Source organism: Peristeroidobacter soli (assembly GCF_004138485.1).
In the GTDB taxonomy this organism is placed as follows: Bacteria; Pseudomonadota; Gammaproteobacteria; order Steroidobacterales; family Steroidobacteraceae; genus Steroidobacter; species Steroidobacter soli.
Genome location: NZ_RYEV01000006.1, coordinates 403,817 through 428,317, shown reverse-complemented (window position 1 = coordinate 428,317; position 24,501 = coordinate 403,817). Strand labels below are relative to the sequence as shown.

At 62.1% G+C, this 24,501-nt stretch carries 16 protein-coding genes; 8 read left to right on the top strand and 8 right to left on the bottom strand.

Annotated features, from left to right (window positions below):
• Positions 1-56 precede the first annotated feature (56 nt).
• Positions 57-2,159 (top strand): Atxe2 family lasso peptide isopeptidase, encoded by a 2,103-nt coding sequence (locus EKO19_RS28265; protein ID WP_129780733.1) that lies wholly within the window; start codon positions 57-59, stop codon positions 2,157-2,159.
• Between the two features lie 109 nt (positions 2,160-2,268).
• Here EKO19_RS28265 and EKO19_RS28260 read toward each other — a convergent pair whose 3' ends face one another.
• On the bottom strand, positions 2,269-4,182 hold the full coding sequence (locus EKO19_RS28260) for a CocE/NonD family hydrolase (protein ID WP_175597224.1): 1,914 nt from the start codon (positions 4,180-4,182) through the stop codon (positions 2,269-2,271).
• Between the two features lie 325 nt (positions 4,183-4,507).
• Here EKO19_RS28260 and EKO19_RS38740 point away from each other — a divergent pair, with 325 nt between their 5' ends.
• From EKO19_RS38740 to EKO19_RS28225, 7 genes are all read left to right on the top strand, one after another.
• Positions 4,508-5,182, top strand: a complete 675-nt coding sequence (locus EKO19_RS38740) for a c-type cytochrome (RefSeq protein ID WP_246038989.1) — start codon at positions 4,508-4,510, stop codon at positions 5,180-5,182.
• A complete protein-coding gene (locus tag EKO19_RS28250) occupies positions 5,179-6,336 on the top strand; it encodes a cytochrome-c peroxidase (RefSeq protein WP_129780730.1) in 1,158 nt (385 codons plus the stop codon). Before EKO19_RS38740 ends, EKO19_RS28250 begins: the two co-directional genes overlap by 4 nt.
• A gap of 3 nt (positions 6,337-6,339) precedes the next feature.
• Positions 6,340-7,863, top strand: coding sequence for a parallel beta-helix domain-containing protein (locus EKO19_RS28245; RefSeq protein ID WP_129780729.1), 1,524 nt, complete (start codon positions 6,340-6,342; stop codon positions 7,861-7,863).
• Positions 7,864-7,924: 61 nt separating this feature from the next.
• Positions 7,925-10,351 carry a TonB-dependent receptor gene (locus EKO19_RS28240; RefSeq protein WP_217705665.1) on the top strand — a complete coding sequence of 809 codons (2,427 nt, stop codon included), beginning with the start codon at positions 7,925-7,927 and terminating at the stop codon, positions 10,349-10,351.
• Positions 10,352-10,422: 71 nt separating this feature from the next.
• The gene (locus EKO19_RS28235; protein WP_407676670.1) at positions 10,423-11,850 is read left to right on the top strand and encodes an aldehyde dehydrogenase family protein; all 1,428 of its coding nucleotides are present in this window, start codon (positions 10,423-10,425) and stop codon (positions 11,848-11,850) included.
• 173 nt (positions 11,851-12,023) lie between these two features.
• Positions 12,024-12,929: a glycine zipper 2TM domain-containing protein gene (locus tag EKO19_RS28230; protein ID WP_129780726.1), complete on the top strand. Its 906-nt coding sequence runs from the start codon at positions 12,024-12,026 to the stop codon at positions 12,927-12,929.
• 82 nt (positions 12,930-13,011) lie between these two features.
• The gene (locus tag EKO19_RS28225; RefSeq protein WP_129780725.1) at positions 13,012-14,400 is read left to right on the top strand and encodes a M23 family metallopeptidase; all 1,389 of its coding nucleotides are present in this window, start codon (positions 13,012-13,014) and stop codon (positions 14,398-14,400) included.
• Between the two features lie 101 nt (positions 14,401-14,501).
• On the opposite strand, the gene EKO19_RS28220 is transcribed toward EKO19_RS28225, so the two are convergent.
• The 7 genes from EKO19_RS28220 to EKO19_RS38430 form a co-directional block, all read right to left on the bottom strand.
• Positions 14,502-14,762 (bottom strand): hypothetical protein, encoded by a 261-nt coding sequence (locus tag EKO19_RS28220; protein ID WP_129780724.1) that lies wholly within the window; start codon positions 14,760-14,762, stop codon positions 14,502-14,504.
• 345 nt (positions 14,763-15,107) lie between these two features.
• The gene (locus tag EKO19_RS28215) at positions 15,108-15,326 is read right to left on the bottom strand and encodes a hypothetical protein (RefSeq protein ID WP_129780723.1); all 219 of its coding nucleotides are present in this window, start codon (positions 15,324-15,326) and stop codon (positions 15,108-15,110) included.
• Positions 15,326-19,426, bottom strand: a complete 4,101-nt coding sequence (locus EKO19_RS28210) for an RHS repeat domain-containing protein (protein ID WP_175597222.1) — start codon at positions 19,424-19,426, stop codon at positions 15,326-15,328. The genes EKO19_RS28215 and EKO19_RS28210 overlap by 1 nt, the downstream gene beginning before the upstream one ends.
• 61 nt (positions 19,427-19,487) lie before the next feature.
• On the bottom strand, positions 19,488-21,239 hold the full coding sequence (locus EKO19_RS28205) for a hypothetical protein (protein WP_129780721.1): 1,752 nt from the start codon (positions 21,237-21,239) through the stop codon (positions 19,488-19,490).
• A gap of 397 nt (positions 21,240-21,636) precedes the next feature.
• Positions 21,637-23,082 (bottom strand): serine hydrolase, encoded by a 1,446-nt coding sequence (locus EKO19_RS28200; protein ID WP_129780720.1) that lies wholly within the window; start codon positions 23,080-23,082, stop codon positions 21,637-21,639.
• A gap of 99 nt (positions 23,083-23,181) precedes the next feature.
• Positions 23,182-24,087 (bottom strand): FecR family protein, encoded by a 906-nt coding sequence (locus tag EKO19_RS38435; protein WP_157995475.1) that lies wholly within the window; start codon positions 24,085-24,087, stop codon positions 23,182-23,184.
• Positions 24,084-24,365, bottom strand: coding sequence for a hypothetical protein (locus tag EKO19_RS38430; protein ID WP_157995474.1), 282 nt, complete (start codon positions 24,363-24,365; stop codon positions 24,084-24,086). Before EKO19_RS38430 ends, EKO19_RS38435 begins: the two co-directional genes overlap by 4 nt.
• Positions 24,366-24,501 lie beyond the last annotated feature (136 nt).

Here is a 24,501-nt window from a genome sequence, read left to right as displayed (position 1 = left end):
GGGATTTGGCGGCCGACGCCGTCCCGGTCGCCATTGCGGGTCTGAAGGAATCATCGATGAATGCTATTGGGCTTCGGGTGTGCGCGATCATCCTCATCGGCTCGACTCTCGGCACCTCGGCCGCGAGTGAGCGTAGCGCCCACATCACGGCCGAGGACCTGCTCTCGCTGCGCTCCATCGGCGGCACGGCCGGTACGTTGAGCATCGCACCGGATGGCGCGTCGATGGCGCTGCAAGTCCAGACGCCGGACATCGCGGCCCGGACCTATCGATCCGAGTGGTATGTGTTGTCTCTTTCGGGTGGCGCACCAGTGCCGGTGGGCGACGGCGGCGAACCGATGCTGAGCCAGACCGACGACGGCATGGTGATGGGCAGCCGCGTCGATCTCACTGCGCAGTGGTCGCCCGATGGGAAGTGGATCGCTTACTTGCGCAAGGATGCAGACGAGGTACAGCTGTGGCGGAGTCGTGCGGACGGCTCGGCGCAGGAACAGCTGACCCGCAGCGCTGCGGAGGTCATGGACTTCGCGTGGTCCGCCGATGGTCGGTCGTTGTACTTCGAGATCGGCCGGGCGCGAAATGCCATGGTCGCGGCGGAACAGCAGGAAGGCGATCGCGGCTTTCTGATCGACGATCGGTTCATGCCAGATGCGAGCCGTAAACCGTTGTGGCCTCGATGCCAGCGCACGCTGGCCTCCACGGACGCGCCCCGCGCCTGCGTGACCTCGCTTCGTACGGTGGATCTCGATCGTGTCGAGCGTGCGGCCACGGCGGAAGAGCAGCAGCGCTACGCGGCGATCAAAGCGCCCTCGAATGGAGCGGATGCCTCGCGACGAATTGTGAGCTACGCGATCCAACCGACCCAATCGCGATCGGCATGGCTGGAAAACGAGAAACCAACAGAGTTTCCCGGCCACGCAGCCCCCGTCACTCTCTACGCGGATCAGAAGCGATGCGACGCCGACGTGTGCCACGGGCAACTGCGGCGTCTGTGGTGGCGTGACGACGAGCTCGTCTTCCTGCGCCGTGAGGGACACGCGTTCATCCAGAGCGCGCTGTACGCCTGGTCGCCGAACAAACATCGTCCGCCGCGGCTGATCTATCGCACCGACGACAAGATCGACGCCTGCGAAATCGCGAGAGGCCAATTGGTATGTTTATCCGAAGCACCCACACTGCCCCAACGCGTCGTTGCCATCGATTTGAAGAGCGGCGCCCGGCGCGTGTTGTTCGACCCCAATCCCGACTTCGCACGCTTCGATCTCGGTCGTATCGAGCGCCTGGAATGGCATGACGCCTTCGGCAATCCCACGTTGGGTCATCTGGTGCTGCCGCCCGGCCCGCCGCCTCGCAAGCCTCTGCCGTTGATCATCGTTCAATATCGTTCGCGCGGATTTCTGAGTGGCGGCACGGGCAACGAGTATCCGATCTATCCGCTGGCCGCCGCGGGCTTCGCGGTATTGAGCTTCGATTGCCCCATCGATTGGGACCAGGATGCGCGGCTGGACTATCGCAACCAGCTGGGAGCCTCAGCCGCCATCTCACTGAAGGATTCGTACGAACGCCGCATGGACCTGACCGCGCTCGACATCGTCATCGACAAGCTCGACCAGCGAGGCGTCATCGATCCGAAACGGGTGGGCATCACCGGGCTCAGTCATGGCGCCGACAATATCGACTACATGCTGTTCAACTCGACGCGCTTCGCGGCCGCCGCGGTCAGCGGCGCGTGGTCACGGCCGCACTACTTCTATCTCAATCCCAACAACAATTACCGCACTGAAATGATCAAGGGCGCCTTGAGCGCGCGGACCGCGGCTGAAGTCCTCGAACATGGCCGCAAGGAATCCGTCGTCTTCAACGTCGACAAGGTGACGGCGCCCCTGTTGATACAAACCTCCGCCAGCGAGCTGTTGGCATCTCTGCCGTTGCACGTCGCCTTGCTGGACGCTGGCAAAGCCGTGGAGTCCTACGTCTTCCCCGACGAATATCACATCAAATGGCAGCCACAGCACAAGCTGGCGGTGGCCGAGCGCAGCATCGACTGGTTCAGCTTCTGGCTGATGGGTCGCGAAGACTCGGCGGCCTCCAAGGCGCAGCAGTATCAACGCTGGCGCAAGCTGCGGCTCAATACTGGCCGCTCAGGCTCGCAAAGTTGAACACGACCGGCCGACGCTCATTCGTTCTCGCTCCCCGGGGCACGACCACGATAAAGAAGGCTGCTATCGGTGGAAGTACCCCGAGCCGGACCAATCCTCCAGTCGGTCGTTACGGAAGTTTGCCGGGACGCTCCAGCCCCACCGAAATGGCCGAGGGGTACTTGCCCGCCTGGAACACCTTGTGGGTCTGAGCCACATAATCCTGCGGCCTGGCCTCGAAGATGTTGGCAACGAACTGCTGCGGATTGCGATCGATCAGCGGGAACCAGGTGCTCTGCACCTGCACGGCGATCCGGTGCCCTTTCTTGAATACATGCGACGCGGAGTGCAGGTCGATCTCGTAGCCAACCACCTGATTGGCCGGTACCGCCTGGGGCTTGTCGTAGCTGGAACGGAAGCGCGCCCGGTAGACGTCGTTGGCGATCATGAGCTGGCGACCGCGCATCGCCGGCGGCAGCGCCTCATCGGCGGGATAGACATCGATCAGCTTCACGACCCAATCCGCGTCGCTGCCGGTAGTGCTCGCAAAAAGCTTCGCGGCCACGTCACCGACAATGGTCACATCTTCGGTGAGCGGCTCGGTGCTCCACGACAGCACATCCGCACGGCGCGAAAACGGCGCCTGATCGTCGGCCAGCCATTCCGGCCAGGTCGACTCCTTCGTGTACAACGGAGCGATCGGCCGCTCCCGATAAGGAACGGGCGAGGCAGGATCCGAAACGAAGCTCGCCGGCTCGCCGCTCTTCGCCGGCGTGAACGACAGCTTGCCGCCCTCGCGAAGATACAAATTGCGACGGCTCACGCCCTCGCGCGGCGGCCACGCCTTATAACGCTGCCATTGATTCCTGCCGGTCTGGAACACCAGCGCTTCCGCCTGGTCCAGCGTGCCTTCGTTCTTCAGCCAATGACGGAACCAGCGCGTCTCGACTTCGCTCCGGAAAAACTCCGAGGTGGCACTGCCGAGCTCGATGGGCCCATAAGTCTTGCCGTCGCCGCGCGCCCAGCCGCCATGATTCCAGGGGCCGATCACGATGAAGTTGCGACCTCGAGCGTCGCCCTTCTCCTGATGCTCATAGATCTTCAACGGCCCATAGAAATCCTCTTGATCCCACCAGCCCGCCACGATGAGATTGGGCACGGTGACCTTGGCGGACAGGCGCGTCGTCGTGACTTGCTCTTTCCAGAAACCGTCGTAGTTCGGATGCGTGGCGAAATTCTGCCAGGTCGGCAGCGCGCGCTTCAGATAGTGCCGATCCTGCTTCGCCAGCTCGACCGGCTGCTGCAAGTACCAGTCATAGACATCCTTGCCGCCGAAGTCGAAGGGATTCAGCGTGCGGCCATCCGTTTCCAGCGCGGCGCTGTACTCCCAGCCATATTGCAAACGGAATGCACCGTTGTGGTGGAAGTCATCGCCGAGAAACATGTCTTCCGGCGACGCTTGCACGGAAACCGCTTTGAGCGCGGGATGCGGATCGATGGTCGCCATCGCGGCGGTCCAGCCGCCGTAGGAAATGCCGAACACGCCGACATTGCCGTTGTTATCCGGCAGCGATTTGGTCAGCCACTCGATGCTGTCGTAAGTGTCGGTCGACTCGTCGATCTGCTGCGCCGAGGTCGCCTTCGGACGCAACATCACGAACTCGCCTTCGGAACCAAAGCGGCCGCGAATGTCCTGAAGCACGAAGATGAAGCCCTCCGCCGCCAGCTCCTTGTATTCGTTCTCGAACGAATTCTGCAGCCGCTCGAGCTTGAAGCCATAGGGCGAGCGTTGCATCAGCATCGGGAGCTTTTTGTTGGCGCCGGCCGTGGCGGGCCGCCAGATCTGTGCATGCAGGCGAACGCCATCGCGCATCGGAATCATCACGTCGCGCCCGATGTAGTCGCCGATTCGCGCATCGGCCGGCAGGACCATCGCGCTGTTGCCTTCGGCGCCGCTGACCAGCGGCACGGTGGCAAAGAAAGCTGCAAACGCCAGCACCCAAAGGCGGGCCAGGCGGCCTCGTGTTCTCGTTACTGAAAGCACCGATATCCCCCGTCAGCCGGAACGGCGGGACATATTAGGTCGATTTGTCCTGAATAGACAATATTTCTACGATAGGGATGTTTTCTCCATCCCGCCTTCGGGCCAGCACTGGACCGACGCGGCGGCTGAAAATGGCGCCGAGACGCCACGGCCGGACTGTCGGACAGTTCCACTCTGCGCACTTCGTCTCCTCATCTGTACCCCGATTGCATTCCTTTGCGCGGTCGGGTATCAACACCACGCAATAGCAATACAAAGCATCTTTCTCTCGATGCTCAGAAGCCAAGCACGATCGGCAGCTGTCGTTTCCGGGGAGGCGACGGTGATGCGGTCATCGAACAAGCGAGTGGCAGCGCCACGCCCTCGCGCGCGAGGAATCGCGTTCACGTCATGGATCGGCACGTTGCTGCTGATGTATGGCGTTGGTTGTTTTGCGGCTGAGGGCGACAAACTGTTTGCGCCGTGCGTGGCCTGTCATGGCAACAAGGGCGAAGGCAACGCGACTCTCAACGCGCCCGCCATTGCCGGCCAGGATGCGGCGTATGTTGAGCGACAGTTGCGCAACTTCCGGAATCGCCGACGTGGCATCGACAAGTCCGATACGTTCGGCGCACAGATGCAGGCTTCGGCGACGGCGATGATTGCCGACGACGCGGCGGTGACCAAGATCGCGAGTTACGTCGCGAGCCTTCCGAAAACTATCAACGCCTCGCCCGCCTCCGGCGACTTACGTAACGGCAACAATCAATATCAAGGCAAGTGCGGTGCCTGCCATGGCGTCACGGCCGAAGGCAATCCGACGCTGAAGGCGCCGCGGCTCACCGGTCTTGACACTTCTTATATGAAGCGGCAGTTCGCGCACTTCCGCGATGGGGTGCGGGGCACGGATCCGCAGGACATGCCCGGGCGGCAGATGGCCATGATGGCCAAGACGCTGCCGAATGAACGGGATCTCGACGACATCATCGCGTTCATTCATCGGCAGGGCCGCCCGAAATGATTCGTGCGCTCGTGTTGCTCATCGCGGCCATGGGGACCGCTGGCGCAACCGGGCCGGCACCGACCGATTTCACGCTCAAGACCACTTGTCCGCCCGGCTTCGAGAAGACCGCGGCCGGCGTGTGCGAGCTGCGCACTCTCTATCAGTTCTACGACTCGCTGGAAAATCGCGGCCTCGGCGGCACGCGCACCTCCCTGCCGCCTCACCGGGACGGCTTCACGCCGTATCAGATCGACCTCGGCCGTTATCTCTTTTTCGATCCGGTGCTGTCGGGCGATGGCACACTGTCCTGCGCGAGCTGCCACGATCCCGCACGAGGCCTGTCCGATGGACGCCCCAGATCCATCGGCATCCATGGCGAGGACGCAGGCCGCGCGGCGCCGACACTCTGGAACGTTGCATTCCTGAAACGTTTCTTCTGGGATGCCCGCGCCGACTCCTTGGAAGCGCAGGCCACCGGCCCGCTCTACTCGCCGCATGAGATGGGTAATACGCCGGCACAACTGCTCGAGAGCTTGAACGGCAACGCGACCTATCGTCGCCTGTTCCAGCAAGCCTTCCCGAACCAGCGCGGCCCGATCACCGACCAGCAAATATTCACAGCGCTGGCCGCTTTCGAGACTTCGCTGGTGTCGCTCAACAGTCGCTACGATCGCTATGTTCACGGCTACGACGCCGCGCTCTCCGAGCGTGAGATCGAGGGCTTGAACGTGTTCCGCTCGTTCGTCGCGCGCTGTTCCGAGTGCCACACGCCGCCGCTGTTCACGAACGAGCAGATCGCAGTCATCGGCATGCCCGAGCCCGCCGGCCGACCGTTCGATGTGGGCGCGGAAGCCATCCTGCATGCCCCGAAGTTGAAGGGCGGCTTCAAGGTACCCACGCTTCGTAACATTGCGCGCACCGCGCCCTACTCACATTCCGGCGCCTTCGCCGATCTGCGCGGCGTCGTGGAGTTCTATAACAAGGGACGAGGCAATGCGGTGCCCAAGGACATGCACCTTTATCTGCACTGGCATATCTCGGATCCAAAGCTCACGGACCTCGAAGTCGATCGGATCGTGGATTTTCTGGGCGCCCTGACGGATGAGACCTTCCTGCCGCAACCGCCGGCACGAGTCCCTTCCGGCTTGCCGCCCACCAAGCAAGGGGAATAAAAGATGAAGAAAGGGCTCGTCGTAGGAGTGCTGGTGGCTGCACTGGCATTCGGCGCCGGCATGTTGTTCGGCCGCAGCGGCAAACAGGACCTGAAGATCAGTTCGTCCACGCAAGGCGCCAGCTACAGCGGTGGCTTCAAGGCCGAGGGCGAAGGCGCCGCGCCCCCGGGCGCAGCGATCCGATCGGTCGCGGGTCCGGCGCCGACCAATGTCGTGGTCGTCAAGGACGGCGAGTCGATCCAGGCCGCGGTCAAGGCGGCGCCGAAAGGCACCATCATTCGTGTGATGCCGGGCACGTACCACGAAACGGTGTACATCGACAAAGACGACATCCGCATTATCGGCGTGATCGAGGCCGGCCGCCGCGCCGTGCTCGACGGCGAGAAGAAGCTCAACGACGCCATCCTCTACTCGGGCAACAACTTCGTCGCCGAGAACCTCGAGATCCGCAACTACAAGGGCAACGGCATCATGGGCCAGGCCGGCAACAACTTCGAGATCCGTAACAACGTGATCGCGGAGTCCGGCGTCTACGGCATCTTCCCGCAGCTCGGCAAGAACGGCATCGTCGAGCACAACGTCGTTTCCGGCATCGCCGACGCGGCGATCTACATCGGCATGAGCGACAACATCCTGGTCGCCAACAACGACGTGTTCGACAGCGTCGCCGGCATCGAGATCGAGAACAGCCGCCATGCCATCGTCGAGCACAACTACGTGCACAACAACTCCGGCGGCCTGCTCGCGTTCGTCACGCCGGGCCTGCCGATCAAGGACACGGTCGACGTGATCTTCCGTAACAACTTCGTCGTCGGCAACAATCACCCGAACTTCGGTGCGCCCGGCTCCACCGTGTCCGGCATTCCGGCCGGCACCGGCATCCTGATCATGGCGGCCGACGATGTGGTCATCGAGGGCAACGTCATCTCCGACAACAAGGTGTCGGGCATCATCATCACGGATCACGCGCACGCTCAGAACATCACCACCGATCCCGAGTCGGATCCGAACTCGGATCGCGTCAAGATCCTGGACAACGTGATGCTCAGGAACGGCTACGACACGATCACTGAAGCGAAAGCCCTGCTGCTCGCCGATGGCAAAGTGGGCGCGAAGAACCTGGACATCGTGCGCGTCGGCCCCAGCCCCGGCAGCTGCATCATCAACCGCCATCAATATGTGACGGCGGGCGTGGGCGACTTCGCCGAATGCGACTTCACCAACACCGCGAACACAGTCAACTATCTGCTGCCGCCCGTGCCGCCGCGCGAGATCAAACCGGGCGAACGCGGCAAGGTGGTGTACCTCGGCATCTGCACCGGCTGCCACACCTACAACGGCCGCATGATCGGCCCACCCGTGCAAGTGATCCAGGCGCTGTACATGGAGAACCCGCAGGGCCTCGCCGACTTCATCGCCAAGCCCACCAAGAAACGTGACGACTATCCTGAAATGCCGCCGCAGGACTATCTCGATCCCGAGACCCGCCTGGCGGTGGCGAAGTACATGCTGCAAGTGACGAATTAAGAATGAAGTGACTAATGACTAGTGACTGATGACTGGCCAGAGGAACGGGAGAACAGGGCTCATGAGCAATAGCAAGAAAAGACTCGCGTATGCAGTAGCCACGGTGCTGACGGGAACGGGGTTCGCGTTCGCGACGCCTGGAGTTGCACTGGCACAGGACGCCGCGGACAGCGGCATCGAGGAAATTCTGGTGACGGCGCAACGACGCACGCAGTCGCTGCAGGACGTCCCCATCGCCTTGCAGGTCGTGGACAGCAAATTGATCGATGACGTCGCCGCGGAAAACCTGGGCGATCTGAATGGCTTCGTGCCGGGCCTGGTGGTTTCCGACGGCAGTCCGACCCAGCCGCGCTATCAGATTCGCGGCATTCAGACCGGCGACTTCGGCATCGGTACCGAACCGGCAGTGGGTGTGTATGTCGACGGCATCTATTCGGCGCGCTCCGGCGCATCGCTGCTCGCGTTCAACGACATCGATCACATCGAAGTGCTGAAGGGACCGCAAGGCACTCTGTTCGGACGGAACAGCGCCGCCGGCGCGATCTCCATCGTCACCACCCAGCCTCAAGACGAATTCCACTCGCGGCTGCGCGTGCGCGTCGGCGAGAACGGCAAGCAGTACTACGAAGGCATGTTGAACACGCCGATCGGCGACAGCCTCGCGCTGCGCATGAATGGCGTCTACAACAAGAGCGATGGCTGGCTGAAGGACTCCGCCACCGGCCAGGATCTGATGCCCGAGGAGAACTGGGCCGGCCGAGTGGCGCTGCGTTGGAAGATTTCGGAGGCGACCAGCGCGACCCTCTCCTGGGACCACGACGACCTGGATCAACTGGCGCGGCCCGCCATCGGTCTCATCGCCGTGCAGGCCGGCCAGACCGGCGTCCCCTACCCGGCCAACCCCGCGACTTATCTCGACCCTCGCAAGGCACCGATCTACAACGACGTGGTCGGCAATGAAGAATCGCGTCAGCTCGATCAGGTGAATCTGTTCATCGATCACTCGTTCGGCGCTACCGACTTCCGCTCCAGCACGTCATGGCGCCAGTTCGACACCGTCAATCGCGAGGACGAAGACGGCACCAACCTGATCGCGACCTACTTCGACACGGCCAACATCGAAGACAACGAAAGTTTCTATCAGGAGTTCAAGTTCTCCGGCAAAACCTCGGCCATCGACTGGGTCGGCGGCGTGAGCTACTACAAGGAGAAAGCCAAACAGACCAGCGACACGCACACTTACACCGACGGCATCGACACGCTGGGTGTGAACCTCGGCATCTACGATGAGCTGGGCCTGCCATTCCCACTGTACGCCGGCACGAGCAGCGTGCTCGAGCAGTTCGGCATCCCCGCCACCCTGCTAGGCATGCCGTGGCGAGAAGCGATGTACAACCGTGGCGACTTCGAAGCGTACGCCGCGTTCGGCGACGTGATCTGGCACATGAACGACAAGACCAATCTGACGTTCGGTCTGCGTTACACCCACGACAAAAAGAAGTTCACCTGGATCAACGGCGCGCATGAAACGCCCGAGCTCGACCAGGTGATCGCGGGACTTCAAGAGGCGGGCTTCTTCGATGTGTTCCCGATTCCGGCCGAGGCCTATCGTTTCTCGGACATCGTCTTCGCGGTGGACACACCGCCCGGCGGCCTGACCAAGAAAGATTCCTGGGATGACGTGAGCCCGCGCCTGGTGCTCGACTACAAGATCGTGCCGAACGTAATGGTGTTCGGCTCGCTCGCCAAGGGCTACAAGGCCGGCGGCTACAACAGCACCGAAGTCGGCTCCGAGTTCGAGAACGAGGACGTGTGGAACTTCGAGACCGGCGTCAAGAGCGTGTTCCCGGAGGTGGGCGTGACCTTGAATGCGTCGGCGTTCTACTACGTCTACAACAACAAACAGGCGATCGCGCTGGCCACCGACGTTGTCGGTTCCGACATCCCGCAATATGTGATCGATACCAGCGACGAAAAAGCCTGGGGTATCGACGTTGACGCGCAATGGCGGCCGGTCGATCAGTTCCGGCTCTTCGCCAACCTTGCCTTCATCGATGCAACGTACAAGGACAAGACGACGCGAGGCGAGGATCCGCTCGATCTCTCCGGCGAACCCACCGGTGAGCCGTACCTCAGCGCCGCGCTCGGTGCGAGCTACGGTTGGGCGCTCGGCGCCTCGGGCGAAGTGGAGCTGTCCGGCCGATATGCGTATCGCGGCAAGTCACGTTGCAACCAGGATTCCGAACGACAGGGCAACTGCGCGCTGCAGTCGGTCTTCAAGGTCAACGAGGCCACCAATCGCGTCGACTTGCGACTCGCCTGGACCAGCGCGAGCGACACGTTCGGCCTCGCGGCATTCGTGACGAATGTGCTGGACGAGCAGTACGTGACAGGCATCAACAACCTCACGAGAGATACATTCGGCACGCCGTTCGCGTCGATCTCCGAGCCGCGCCAGTGGGGCGTGGAAGCGACTGTTTCGTTCTAACGTCCCGATCGAGCGCGCTCCCGTGCGGGCGCGCTCCGCCTGAGCTGAATCTGGAGTCGCCGATGAATGCCATGACCGAGCGCGACGGTGCCAACGCGTCCGTCGCCAGGCTGTTCGAATCTCACGCGGCCACGGCATTGCGACTGAGACAGTCAACCGCCGCCGAGCGGCGCCTCAAACTCACCAAGCTGCTCAATGCGATTCTGGAGCGCAAGGATGCGCTGCTGGACGCGGCTCAACGCGACTTGAGCAAACACCCGACGGAGACGAACCTCACCGAGGTCCTGCCGCTGGTCGGTGAGCTGAAGCATACGATTGCGAAATTGCAGCGCTGGATGAAGCCTCATCGGGTCGGCCCGACCCTGGCGACGCTCGGCACGAAATCGCGGGTGATGTATCAGCCGAAGGGTCGATGCCTGCTCATCAGTCCCTGGAACTATCCATTGAGCCTGGCCCTCGGGCCGCTGGTGTCCGCCGTCGCCGCCGGCAATACGGCGATCCTCAAGCCCTCGGAGTTCACGCCTCACACCAATCGCGTCGTCAAAGAGATCGTCAACGCCGTGTTTGCATCCGACGAGGTCGCGGTCGTGGAAGGCGCGGCAGAAACTGCCACCGCCCTGCTCGCCCTGCCCTTCGATCACATCTTTTTCACGGGCTCACCCGCGGTCGGCAAGATCGTCATGGCCGCGGCGGCTCGCAATCTCACCTCGGTGACGCTGGAACTTGGCGGCAAATCGCCGGTCATCGTCGATGCGAGCGCCGATCTGCGCGGCGCGGCGGAACACATCATCTGGGGAAAGATGGTAAACGCCGGCCAGACCTGCATCGCCCCCGACTACGTGTACGTGCATCGTGACGTCGCCGACCGCTTCGTCGACCTCTGTCGCAGCACCATCGCCCAACGCTATGGCGACAGCGACGCTGCCATCAAGAGCAGCCCCGATTTTCCCCGCATGATTCACCGTCGACATGCGGAGCGCGTCGCTCAACTCATGGATGAAGCGGTACAGGCCGGCGGAAAAGTCGCGTGCGGCGGCATCTCCGACGCCGAGTCGCGCTACGTCGCACCGACCTTGCTGCGCGACGTTCCTCCCGCCGCACGGATTCGCAGCGAAGAAATCTTCGGCCCGGTGCTGCCCATCCTGACCTTCGATGCTCTCGACACCGTCATCGCGGAGATCAATGCGGCGCCGAAGCCGTTGGCGCTCTATGTGTGGAGCAAGAGCGAGCGCACCGTTCGAGCGCTCGAAACCAACACGAGCTCCGGCAGCCTGTGCGTGAATTTGTGCCTGCAGCAGTTCGCCCAACACAACCTGCCGTTCGGCGGCGTCAACACCTCCGGCATCGGCAACGCCCACGGCTTCTTCGGCTTCAAAGCGTTCTCGCATGAACGCGCTGTAATGTCCGCCGGCCCACTCTCAGCACTCGAACTGCTATTTCCTCCCTACAATGAGCGTAAGCGTCGGCTGAGCGAGCTGCTGATCAAGTATGTGACCTGACGCCGTCGGCCCGCGGCGACATCGTCATCCGCCTGAGACGATTTCGAGACGCCGGCGGGTACCGGCGCGGCGCCGGAATTTGTGAAATGCGTGCCGGGACGCACCGTCTCGATGGCGTAGTTTGTGCGCCTCCACGTCATGAGGCGGCTGATTGCCGCTGAAGGGTTTTTACGATGAAATCTCAGCGCTTGGGTGTGGTTCTGGCCAGTTGCGTGATCGCCGTGGCCCTGACGGGTTGCGGTCGCGAGGACGCGGGTCGTTCAGCTCCGAGCGCGGCCGATCAGTCTGCCGCAGCGAAGGCAGCTGAGCTCGAAGCACGCGAGCAGCAGCTCGCCGAGCGAGAGGCCGAGGTCAAGGCCAAGGAAGCCGAGCAGGAAGCGCTGCGTAAAGCGGAAGCTGAAGCGGCTGAGCGAGAAGCAGCGAAAGTCGCGGCTGCCAAGCAGGCTGCCGACGAAGCCGCCGCCAGGCGCGCGGCCGCCAAGAAGACTCCCGCGAAGGTGCCGGCTGCAGCTTCGGTTGCTCACAGCACGACTCCGCCGCCGGTTCCCGTGCAAACACCTGTGGAGGTACGCGCAGGTACGCAACTCGTCGTGGCGCTCGCGTCCGACGTTTCCACCAAGACCGCCAAAGTCGGCGACCGATTCGAAGCCCGCCTCGCGACCGCCTTACGCAGCGACGATCGCCTGGTCGCGCCCGAAGGCGCGCGCATCACGGGAACGATCACCGAAGTCGTTTCGGGCAGCAGCCAGATTGGTGCCGTGCCCGCGCTCGGCCTGCGCTTCGATCAGCTCGAACTGGCCGATGGCCGGCAGGTCGCCATTCGCGGCGAGCTGCAGCAGCTGGGCGAAAGCGAGAAAGGCACTGACGCCGCCAAGATCATCGGTGGCGCCGCGGCCGGCGCGGTGATCGGCCACCAGATCAAGCACGGCACCAAAGGCAAAGTGATCGGCGGCATCCTCGGCGGCGCGGCCGGCGCCCTCGTGGCAAAGAACACTGGCGCGGAGCTGCAACTCCAGGCAGGCTCGCAACTTACGATCGTGCTCGAACAGGGATTCGTCGTCACCCAGACGGCCACCTGAGCCCCGGGCGGATCCGCTGAATCGGGCTCGTGCGCCACCGCGCACGGGCCCGTCAACATTTCAACCGAATTGGGATTGATCGATGCGAACGTTTCTTGCCGTGCTCGTCCTGCTCGTGGCTGGTGCCGGAGCTGCCTGGTATTACGCGGGCACCCAGCCCGGTCCGAAGATCGAAATCCTCGAACCCACCAAAGGCGTCGGACAAAGCGGCCAGCTGGCGGTCGAAGTCGCCGTGCCTCGCGAGCGCTTACAGCAGCTGGATATCTGGCTCGAGCAGAACGGCGAACGCAAAGCGACCCTGTTCAGCCTGAGCGACGGCACTCAGGCCTCGATGCTGACCCCGACCGCGGATAAGGTCCGCGTCACCCGGACGCTGGGCAAGCAAGATCTACCCGATCTGCAGGCGGGCCAGGCGCGCATCGTCGTTGCCGCCGTCAGCCCGGTGCTGTTCGGATTGCGCGCCGTCTCGGCCTCGGCGGACCACGAGTTCGAGGTCCACCTGACACCGCCGCCGGTCTCCGTGCAGTCGATCCATCACTTCATCAACCAGGGTGGCTCCGAAGTGGTCGTGTATCGGACCGCGGCCGGCGCGAAGTCCGGCGTGCGCGTCGGGGACAAGGAGTATCCAGGGTTCCCGGCCTCCGGCGCCGGCATCGCCGGTGCCAGCCCCGAGCTGCACGTCGCGTTCTTCGCGCTGCTGTGGAATCAGGATCCGTCGACACAGATCAGCCTGTTCGCGCGCGACGACTATGGCAACGAGAGCCGCGCCACCTTCGACTACAAGGTGATCCCGAAGAAGTTTCGCCAGAGCCGCATCCCGCTCGATGACCGCTTCCTCGGCAAGGTCGTGCCCGCGATCCTCGCGAGCACCCCCGACTTCAAGGTGCAGGATCCCGCCGATCTGGTCGCCTCGTTCCTGGCGATCAACCGCGACCTGCGCCAGCAGAACAACGCGACCATCACCGAGCTCGCCAAGCACTCCTCGCCGCGCATTCTCTGGCAGGACACGTTCAAGCAGCTCGCCAACACGGCGGTCGAGGCGGGCTTCGCCGATCAGCGCAGCTACATCTATCGCGACCAGTCGATCGATCAGCAAACCCATCTCGGCTTCGACCTCGCGTCGACCACCAACGCGCCGGTGCATGCGTCGAACAGCGGCACCGTGGTTCTCGCGGGCTGGCTGGGTATCTACGGCAACTGCGTGATCATCGATCACGGCATGGGCTTGCAGTCGCTGTACGGACACCTGTCCTCGATCGCCGTGAAGGTCGGCGATCAAGTCGCGAGCAACCAGGAACTGGGCCGCACCGGCGCCACCGGCATGGCCGGCGGCGATCACCTGCACTTCACCATGCTGCTCAATGGCAATGCGGTCACGCCGGTGGACTGGTGGAGCAAGCAATGGATCCAGGACCGGATCATTCGCAAGTTCCGCGAAGCCGACGTCGGCGCGCCGGTCGGCACGAACTGACTTGGATCAGCGATGAGCTCGTGGCGCAGGTCCGGAAGGCCTGCGCCATTGGCGCACTGTCAATGCACAGAGCAGTAAAAAAACTGCCCACCAGAAAGGTCTCATTCTTCGTTCACAGCCACATCACGCAGCGCTGTGTCCAGCCACTTGGACAGTCCAAGCATTTCCGCTCGCTTTTTCAGGTCCTCCAACACAACGCTGTCACACGCCCTGTCATCCCCGCACTTCAGCATGGCCAACGGGAGCGTATGAAGCAGATTGGACAACGCCTCTCCGACCTGCACGTTCCCTGCCCTCGCCGCCAACCGGATGTCCAGGAAGGCGCGATAGAGAAGTCTTAAGAGGATATCTCGGTCTTGCATGGGATCGTCTCAGAACAAGCCAGGGAACATCGAATTGTCAGGTGCGCGGCGCGCATTAGTGACAGATTGAAGCAGCTTTGCAGGCATCGACAACGCCCTGAACGCCGCGCGACGACCGGATTGCTGGCGGTGGATGGAGGGATGCGGCTGCAGAGTTACACCCGCTCAAAGTCGGCGAATGGAATTTCAGCTTCTTATCAACGTCCACGTCGATGTCGTCGGCGGCATAACTCTCGACCGGCGCACGAGTCCTGATTCGACGTACTGGCCCGCGACGACGCTGAATCCGATCGCGAGCAAACAGAACAATCTATCGAACGGTGCCAATCGCATGGCCAGCAAGGGTCACGCGTCCCCGGCTGGTTCCAAGTCATTTTCGTGAACATCAAGTGCAGTACCGTCCTCGAATTCAATCGAGTACACAATACCAGTTGGAAACTGGTTGAGCGGAAAACGCCGCCTGTCCTCCATAATCCCAACAACCCAGGCTCTATCATGACGCTTGGTTGCTGTTTTCGCGTCGACTTTGATCTTCACGATATCGTCGTAGCTGAATCTGGCCATCAGCAACCTCCAGCTGGTTTCGAACATTTGATCGGCAGATGTGGGTTGCCGTTAGGTTGAGTCACTCCGGGCACGTGACCATGGGGCCCTTTCGCAGACGGATCGGCATGCGTTCTGTGACCGCCACGATCGAGACGAACTCCCGTCGGGTTGCCTGCCTTGTCGCGCACTTGCTGATAGTCGCCATTTGGGGAAGCCGCAATCTCCTCGCCTGCCGACACAGGTATGGCGTTTCCGTGGCTATCAATAACCGTAACGGGCGCATCCACGGGACCACTATAGGGATTTGTATTGCCGGGTGCAGCGGGACTTGGTGCCGCAGGTTGCTCTGCTGCACTCGGGCCATTCGAACTCGAATCAGCGGGCTTTGCATCCGGAGAGGCTGGCGCACTTTCCTTGTTGCTCATGATGTAATCCGTAGCAACGTAGGCTGTGATAGCAACCGCTGCCACGATGGCGACGTCGATCACCGCACCGATAGCCGCGCCTGGAGCACATCCTACCGCCGCAGTCAGCGCGCAGCCCACCGCAGTTGCCTCACCAATTGCTCCCGTCGGATCGATTGCATTCAGCGGATCATTGCCAACATACGCATACAGATTGAAACCATCATCCACCGGATCCGTCGACAAGAACCGCCCCACCTGCGCGTCATAGAACCGCGCCTGCATGTACGTATAACCGGTCTCCCAATCGTGCGCATGTCCGGTATACCCCACCTTATCCGGCACGCCGTTCAGCTTCACGCCATACGGATCGTAAGTCTCTCGCCACAGTACGTTCTTTGCTGAGGTCGTTGCGGCCCGAGGAGAGCCGAGTGCATCGGGATGCAGATAGGTGGGCGTGCTCACGGCGCCGACTTTCTTCAGCTCCACGATAATTTGACCGCCGAGCGCCAGCTGGTCGGTCATCTGCGTGCCCTTCTCGACGAACATCATGCCGCCGGCATGCGAGTACATCGTGTATTCGCTTGCGCCACCCTGGACGGTTTTGATGCGCTTGGCGTTGCCGTCATAGGCGTAAGTGGCAACACCGGTGATGCCGCCGATCTGGCCTTTCGAGTTGAGTGTGAAGGCGTTCGCACCGTCACCCGTGACGTCGCCACGAGCGTTGTAGCTGTAACTGCGGGTCTGGCCACCTGACACGCCGCTCAGTTGGTTGCTGCCGTTATAGCTATAGGACAGCGCACTCGGCCCCGAGCGCGCGCGAAGGTTGTTCAGCGTGTCGTAGGTATAGCCGTAGGTTCCCCACAGGCCCGTGGCGGTGGCGAGCCGGTGCAGACCGTCGTAGGTCGCAGTCAGGTCGTCTGTGTTGTTGACCTGATCGTCGATGGTTTGCAGTTGCCCGCTCGGGAAGTAGCCATACACGAACCTCTGGATGGCTGTTCCGCCATCGAGCGTGGCTTGCACATAGGGGCGCTGCCGGCTATCCAGCGACTGACTGTACGTGAGCCCGTTGCCGTAGATGAAGCTGCTGGGCAAACCGTTCGGGTGATAGTCGATGCTGGTGATATACGAACCGAGCTGGGTCGGGCGTCCCCAAGCATCGGGCGCATAGCTGATGGCATGCGCCGGGGTCGTCATACTGTTGAGCTGCCCCAGCGCGTTGTAGGCAGGATCGAAGAGGCGCGTCAGGCCGTCGATCGCGACTTGTTCGCTCTCGAGCAGGCCGCGCTTGTTATAGCCGTACGTCCAGACCGCGGCGGCATTGCTCACGCTGGTGAGATTGCCCGCGACGTCATAGCCGAGGACCACATCCTCACCGGTGCCTGAATAGTCATCGAGCGTCTTGCGATCTCTCGAGTCGTAAACGAATTGGGTTGCCCCCGAAGGCGCGGAGCTCAGGCAGCCCGTGCCGCTCTGCCCTTTCGCTTCCCATGACGTCCGGCCAGCCGCGTCGTATCCCCACACCGTCGCACCTCGTTCCGGATCGATCCGGCGACAGGGGCGCTGATGAACGTCGTACTCGAAGCGGCGGCTGAGTGTGGAATAACCGCCGCTCCAATTGCCCGACTGGGTCACTGCGAGCGGTTTGCCGAAGACATCGCGGGCAACGACTTTGGTCAGATTCTCAGGTGCACTGACACGAACGTCGTTGCGATAAACAGGTTCGTCGAACGCCTGATAGGTCGTGGTGGTCGTGCGATTGTCGGCATCGGTGAGCTGGACACGATTGTCCGATAGATACACCGCGGTCTCGAGCGTGACACCGTCCGTCGTGGAGCGGGTTCGAACGCGGCCAATCGCGTCGTACTCCGTATTGATGCCGGCAGTCGCGGCCGAGGTCGCACTCGGATACGACTCGAACGTGACCCGGCCGGCGTCGTCGTAAGCGGTTCGACGATAAACCACCTTGGCGGTGGTCGTGTCCTTCTCCTCGACCAGCACGACCCGCAGCAAGCCATCGTAGTAGCGCGTGCTCTGAATGCGCCCCTGCGTCTCGCGCTGCCGCCACGTCCCCGCAGGCATGCCCAACTCCGCTGCGGTGAGCTGTATGTAAGCGACCGACGGCGCTGTCCACGTCGATGCATCACACACATTATTCTGGCTTTCGGAAGGATAGGTCGTGGCGCTCAGCCTCTCCATCACGTCATAGTCGTAACAAGTCTTGGCGCTGCGTTCGTTGGTGATGCTCCGGACCCAGCCATTGTCGTCGACGCCCACCGACTGCGTGGTGTTGTCGGCGAAGCGGATGAGTGTGGGAATGCCGCGTGAATAGGTTTCCGCAGTAGTGACGTGATTGTTGGCGTCAGTCACCGTGTTCAGCAGACCATAGGACCAGTAGGTGTAGCTGCCACGGAGCGCTCCGAACTCATATCTGTTCAAGGGCAGCGCGTTGGCATTGAAATCGACGTGCAGCGATTCCGTGCCATTCGTCGTGCTGCTCGCAACCAGGCCGAGCACCCAGCTGCCAAGGTTGTCGTGATAGGTTCTGGTCTCCAGCTTGCTGGAGTAGCTGAACCCGCCGCTGACGGTGGGCGGACTCTGGCCGCCAACGGCACTCACAGTCGCGCCGCTCGTGAACGACACGATGCTGTTCGCACCGTTGGTCGCAACCGCCTGACGATAGAGTTCCGTACGACCGTCGCCGTTGAAGTCGCCGGCCGTGAATCGATAGTCGGCCGCCGACCAGTTCGTCCCGGAGACGCCCGGAGTCAACGTTTGCGACGGCCCGGATGAGAACTGCCCGTTGCCGTCGGCAACCATGATGTGACTCGCCTGCCCGCCGGCACGCGCCACCAGCATCACATCGTCGCGACCGTCGCCGTTGAAATCGCCAATGACCAGATCGGCGCTGTTGGGCGCCCAGTCGACCGAGAAATCCCGGCGACTCCAGAGTTGATGAAGCGAGGTGAATTGCCCCGTCGCACTCGACAACGCCAGTGCGAATGACTGAGGCGAGAACACTGGGATGGGAATCGGTACGTCGAAGTCGATCAGCGCGATGGTGGGGCGAGCCTGAAGCAGCAGGTCGTCCCGACCGTCACCGTTGAAATCGCCCACATGCACAATCGCGTCCCGCGTCGACCAGCGCATGCCGAGGTGCGCATTGCTCCAGCTGTGAGCAGTCACGGTGAGACGCCCCGTGGCGTCGGCAAGCATCACATAGTTGGTACCCGATGGCAGGCGAGCCTGCAGGAAAACATCCTTGCGGCCATCCCCATTGAAGTCACCCGCGACCATGCGATAGGCATCCGTGCCCCAGCCGGTCATCGTCTGCTGAATGCCGTACAGAGTGCCATTGGCATCGCTCAGCAACAGATGACTCGGTGCAGCGCCGATCCCTTGCAGCAACACATCGTCGCCGTTCAAACCATCGAAGTTGCCGACCACCACCGCGTAGTTGCCGGCGCTCCAGTCGATGCCAAGGAACGTCGAGTTCCAGCTCTGCAACTGCACGGATGGCGTACCGGAACCATCACTGACGAAAATGCCACTGAACCCGGCGGGATCCCTGGCGATCACCAGCAAATCGGTGCGGGCGTCGTTGTTGAAGCGCCCGGAGTAAACATCGTGCGTCTGGGCGTTCCAATTGCCCGCGAAACTGGCCGAAGCCACGAGGCAAGCCAGCAACGGCAGCGCAAGCCTCAGCACATTCATCGACATGCTCCTGTCCCTCGCTTCTTCTCGTCCGTGACGCCGTTCGCTCTGTCGCTGCGATCTAAGGTGTCGGCGCGCTCGACTTGATCATCTGAGTCACCCGACCGAACCCATCGAAACAATAGGCGTAACCGCCGCAGCCCGGCGCCACGCGCCAGGTGAAGGCCGTGCCGTCCTGAGTCGTGATGTTCGATCTCAAGGGTGCGATCGATTGCTCGAGGAGATAGTTGGAGTTGCCATCGAGCAGCGTGGTACCGATCGACACCGGATACGGACCCGCGGTCGGCGAGGCGTAGGCTTTCGCGGTGGTCTGAATCGGTGTGCTCGAGCCAGCGGGATAAACCGCCGTGGACAGTTCTTTACCCTCGAGCTCCGTATAACGATTGCTGAACGTGTATCGGGTTCGCACGCCGTCGGGCGCCACGACGTCGACCCATTTCGTATCTGGACAAGTATTGCTCGCGGCACACGAGTCATACGATGCACTCGCCTGCACGGGCGCGTAGGTGTAGGTCCACGTGCGTGCGGCCAGCCCTGGCCCCGACAGTTGTTTCGAAGTCAGCGAAAAAGTACTGAACACCGGATGATTCGCTTCGTGCGCCGACGGGTAGGTGTCGCATGCGCCTGGCACATAGCTTTTCCCATGGTAGGTATTGCTGAGCGTGAACGCGCCGACCAGGCCACTGGGATGCGTCAACGTTGCCGTCGTTGGCGGCGTCGAGGCGGGGGTCGCAGGATTGAAGGCGCGCTGGCCACAACCAATCGGCGAGAACAGACCGATGCGTGTGACCAGGTTACTGAAAGTCCACCGCGACGAATCGGGCAAGACCACGCCGGTCAGGACGGGCAGCGAGTTGATCGTCGTGTATTCATATGTGGTGGTGCGAGGCCGACTGCCCGCCGGCTGAACCGTGATGGATGCAACCAGGTCCGCGGTTTCGGGGCGCCAGGCGATCGATACGACTCGCCCATCGCTGGCCGCGATCTGTGTCAGGCGGGAACCGGAATACGAGAACGTCAGATAATTGCCAAACCGGTCTTCGATACGGCTCACCATCATCGAGGCGACCATGATCGGGTGGCGGATCGTGGTGCCACCGTCGAATTCGAGCACCTGGCCGGCATCCTTACCGATCAGATAATCGAGATAATATTTCGTGCCCTCGGGATCCACCGCCAAGAACCCCTCGCCCGACTGGCCGTTGCTGGTGGTCGCCAGACAGCCGATTCGCCAATTGTCGGCCGTCGTTCCCTTGAAGGTCACGGCGGTACCGCCGATCGAGATCGAAGGCATCTGCAATCCGGCAGCCGCCCGCAGCAGCGTCTTCCTCGCTCCCGGCACGATCAGATCGTAGCCGTGCCACCAGAGATACTGCGATTGATCCAGTTCGTAGGGTTGATCCAGCTGCGAGCATCGCGCGCTGCTCCCCGAGGGAGACACAGTCCAGTTTCCGCCAGGCGTGCCGAGTCCGCCGATCGGCCGGCGCACGATGGTTTCTATTCTCGGAATGTCGAAGGTCCAGTCGCCGAAGAACTTGTAGCTCTGCACGAACCGGGTCTGAGTATCGAACGATCGGGTGAGCTGAATGGCCGGGCCCGTGCCGGGATAGTCGACATCCAGGTGGGTGAACGACAGAGAGCCGGTATATAGATTGATGGACTCGCCGAACGGTGCCGGGCCCAGCGGCTGAACCGTGGAACGGACCCTGACCCGCTCGAGCGCGGCGGCGCCAAGTTCCTGTGCCAGCGCAGGTCCGCCGAGCATCGCGGTGACGGCCAGCGCAAGTCTCATCCCGTGGCGAAATCCGGACATGGCATCACTCCCTTGAATGCAAACATACGGCACGCGACCGCGCGCCGCTTGCGTCAAATCAAATCGAGGACGGGAGACGCCAGAACATTCGCAAAGAATCCTGACGATTCATTTCTTATGATCTTCCCTGGTAGCGTTGTTCAACCCGACCGAGGTTGCAGCCAGCGTTGTAACATGTCAACGGTGCCGCCCGCGCTCGACGGGGAATTCAGGGAATGGATGAATACAGGCCCGGGGCAGACGCTGCGCCCGCCCCGTTTGTGACATCGCCTGTCTGGTTCCGTCAGCTCGCCGACGGAATGAAGCTTTTAATCTGCTTCACGGCGTAGTCCACCTTGAGATCGAAGGCGCGCTTGCCGAGCCTGGCGTCAGGCGGAGATTGTGCGCTCTGCTCACGTCAGCGCTTGACGAAAACCAGATCGGCAGCGGCTGGCTCGAGCGGTAACAACATCTCGGCCGGCTTGCCCGCGGCGTCGAGGCGGAACTTCACCAATGCGTCGAGCCGAGCCGCTTTGAATGTATCGTAGTTGAAGTGCTCCAACGGCACCGTCATCGCATCGAACTTCAACGCCAGCCGGTCGTCGGCGAGAGCCACCTTCACCGTGCCGAAAGCGGGATGAAACCAGTTGCCGGCGTAAGCCGCCAGCTCCAAAGTCGGCCGCGTTCCCGCCACCGGCTGCAGCGCTGACCGCTGCGATGGGGCTCGGGGCTCGGTCAACGAAGCAATGAATTTCCTGTCCGGCTGACCGAGCAGGCGATCGACGATTTGCCAACCGAGCTTGTCCGGCAGCGGGCTGCCGTTGAGATTGTTCAACACCACGATGCCGGTCTTCGACTCCGGCAGCAGGATGACTTGGGCGGTGAAGCCGGTGATGGAACCGCCGTGAGAGACCGTTCTCTCTCCATGCCGCTGCTCGATGCTCCAGGCCAGCGCATACATCGAGTCGGGCCCGGACACGACGACTGGCTTGAACAGTTCCTTGACCTGCCGCGCCGAGATCAACTGACGGTCGCTGGCACGCCCCTCTTCCAGATACACCTGGAGATACTTCAGCATGTCGTTGACCGTCGAGTTCACCGCGCCGTTCGGGCCGACGCCGAAACGCTGATAATCATAGAAGTCCGTGGTCACGAGCTTGCCCTCGGCAAGCTGATGAGGCAGCGCATGGTTGGTCTGCTTGATCGAGTCACGCACCGACGTGTTCGAACGGCTCATGCCGAGCGGAGCGAAGATGCGCTGCTGGACCAAGGACTCCCAGGTCGAACCGGTGAGCTCGCCGGACAGATAGCCCGCCGTCACGAACATCAGATTGTTGTACTGGTAGACGTCGCGGAAGGTCTTGTTCGGCGGCAAATAGCGCAGCCGCCGAACCAGCTCGCCACGCTCCAGATAGGTGCTCATCCTGATGAAGTCGTAGCGAGGCAGCCCGGACCGATGCGACACCATGTCACGCGGCGTCAGCAGCTCGCTGGCCACCGGGTCGTACATCCGGAACCACGGCAGATACTCGCGCACCGGCCGATCCCACTCGAGCTTGCCTTCATCGACGAGCGTCGCCATCACCGCGGTGGTGAACGACTTGCTCACCGAACCGACCGCGAACAAGGTATCCGCATCGACGGCCTGCGTACCCTTCACGTCGAGTACGCCATAACCTTTGGCGAGAATCACCCGTCCGTCCTGCACGACGCCGACCGCGACCCCCGGCACGTTCAGCGCCTTCATCGCCGCCCGCACTTCGCCATCCATGCCCTGCAGCGCCCGGCTCGCATCCGCCGCCTGCACCTGCAAACCGATCAGCAACAGATACGCGGCGACAAACCAGGTTGGTTTGATCTTCATCGAACGGTCTCCCCAGGAAACGACCCCTCAGTATCTTTGACGTCGTGGGGTGATGCCTAGGGAATTTATTGGGGAGAGGTATAACCGGCAGGCCTGCCGTCAGCGGGAGCCGCCACATCGCAACCAGTTCGCACACTCGCGCTGGCGAGACCTGAGATGGATTACGCCGTCGCGCTCTTCGACGACGATATTCGAGCTTGCTGCCAGCTTGGCCGCGAATCGACGTGGGTTATAGCCATCGAGCACCTGGCTGGGGATGACGATCGCGGCGACTTGCGGATCGTCGACGACGATCTTCGGCTGCCCGCGAACGCTCAGCCGAGCGGCGGCCTCTCCGATCGTCGCGCCATTGATGGTCAACGTGCCTTTGTCGAGAATCAAGCGACGCGGATCGACGGCGGCAACAACCCTTATCTGGCCGCCCGCCAGCAACGCCGCTTTACCGGCGTGCACCGGCAGCTGGCGATCCGTCTCCTCGACCCTCCCCCGGCGCGGCGTCGCTATCACGGTGCCCTCGGTCACCACGATTCTTGCATCGTCGGGAGTCGAATGGACCATGCCGAACTGTGTTCCAACCGCGCGTGCCTTGCCCACCGCGGTAATGATTTCGAAGGGACGAGTCGGCTCGGACGCGACTTCAGCAAACACCTCGCCATGCTCCAAAAAAAGGCGCCGGGACTCCGCATCGTAGCGCACACTCATCTCGGTATCGGGCTGCACGTGCAAGACACTGCCGTCGTCGAGAATCAGCGAGCGCCACTCAGCTGTACCCGTGGCTATGCGTTCACCGTAGGGCGGCGGGAGAAGGAATTGCGCGCCCCCCAGCACACCGCCCACGCTTGCCACGACCAGCAAGCCAACCCGGAAGAAACGATGATTCGAGCGCCGTGCCGCGCCTTCGTAGGGAGGATTGGCTCGCAACGGCTCGAGATACAGCTGGCACGCATGCAGGACCACGCCCCACACCCATATCGCGCGCTCCTTCAATAGGAGGGCGAGCCTCATGAATCTCTCTTCGCGTGCACGACGGATCGATAGAGGAACAGCAGAAACAGGTAACCGTCGGCGCACAACAGTGCGCCCTTGACCACGTACAGACAAAGCCTCATGTACCCGGTGCCCGGCACGCCATACAGCCATTCCAGGATCAGCTCGGTGAGTCGAGTCACGAGCAGGAACGACGACAGGAGCATCGCCCCGGACAGACAATGAATCGTAAACACGAGCACTACATACTGCGTGTGTCGTAACAATTTTTTGAGTCTTTCTGCGGTGACGTCCATACATTCTCATCACGGCGGCTGCTGGCCGGCACTGCCGTGTGATGCGCTGCTTTATTACCCGTACCAATGACCGGTGCAGCAAAACCCGCCGCCCCCAAAAACTCCACGGAATGTGGAACGTTTTGTCACCATGGAT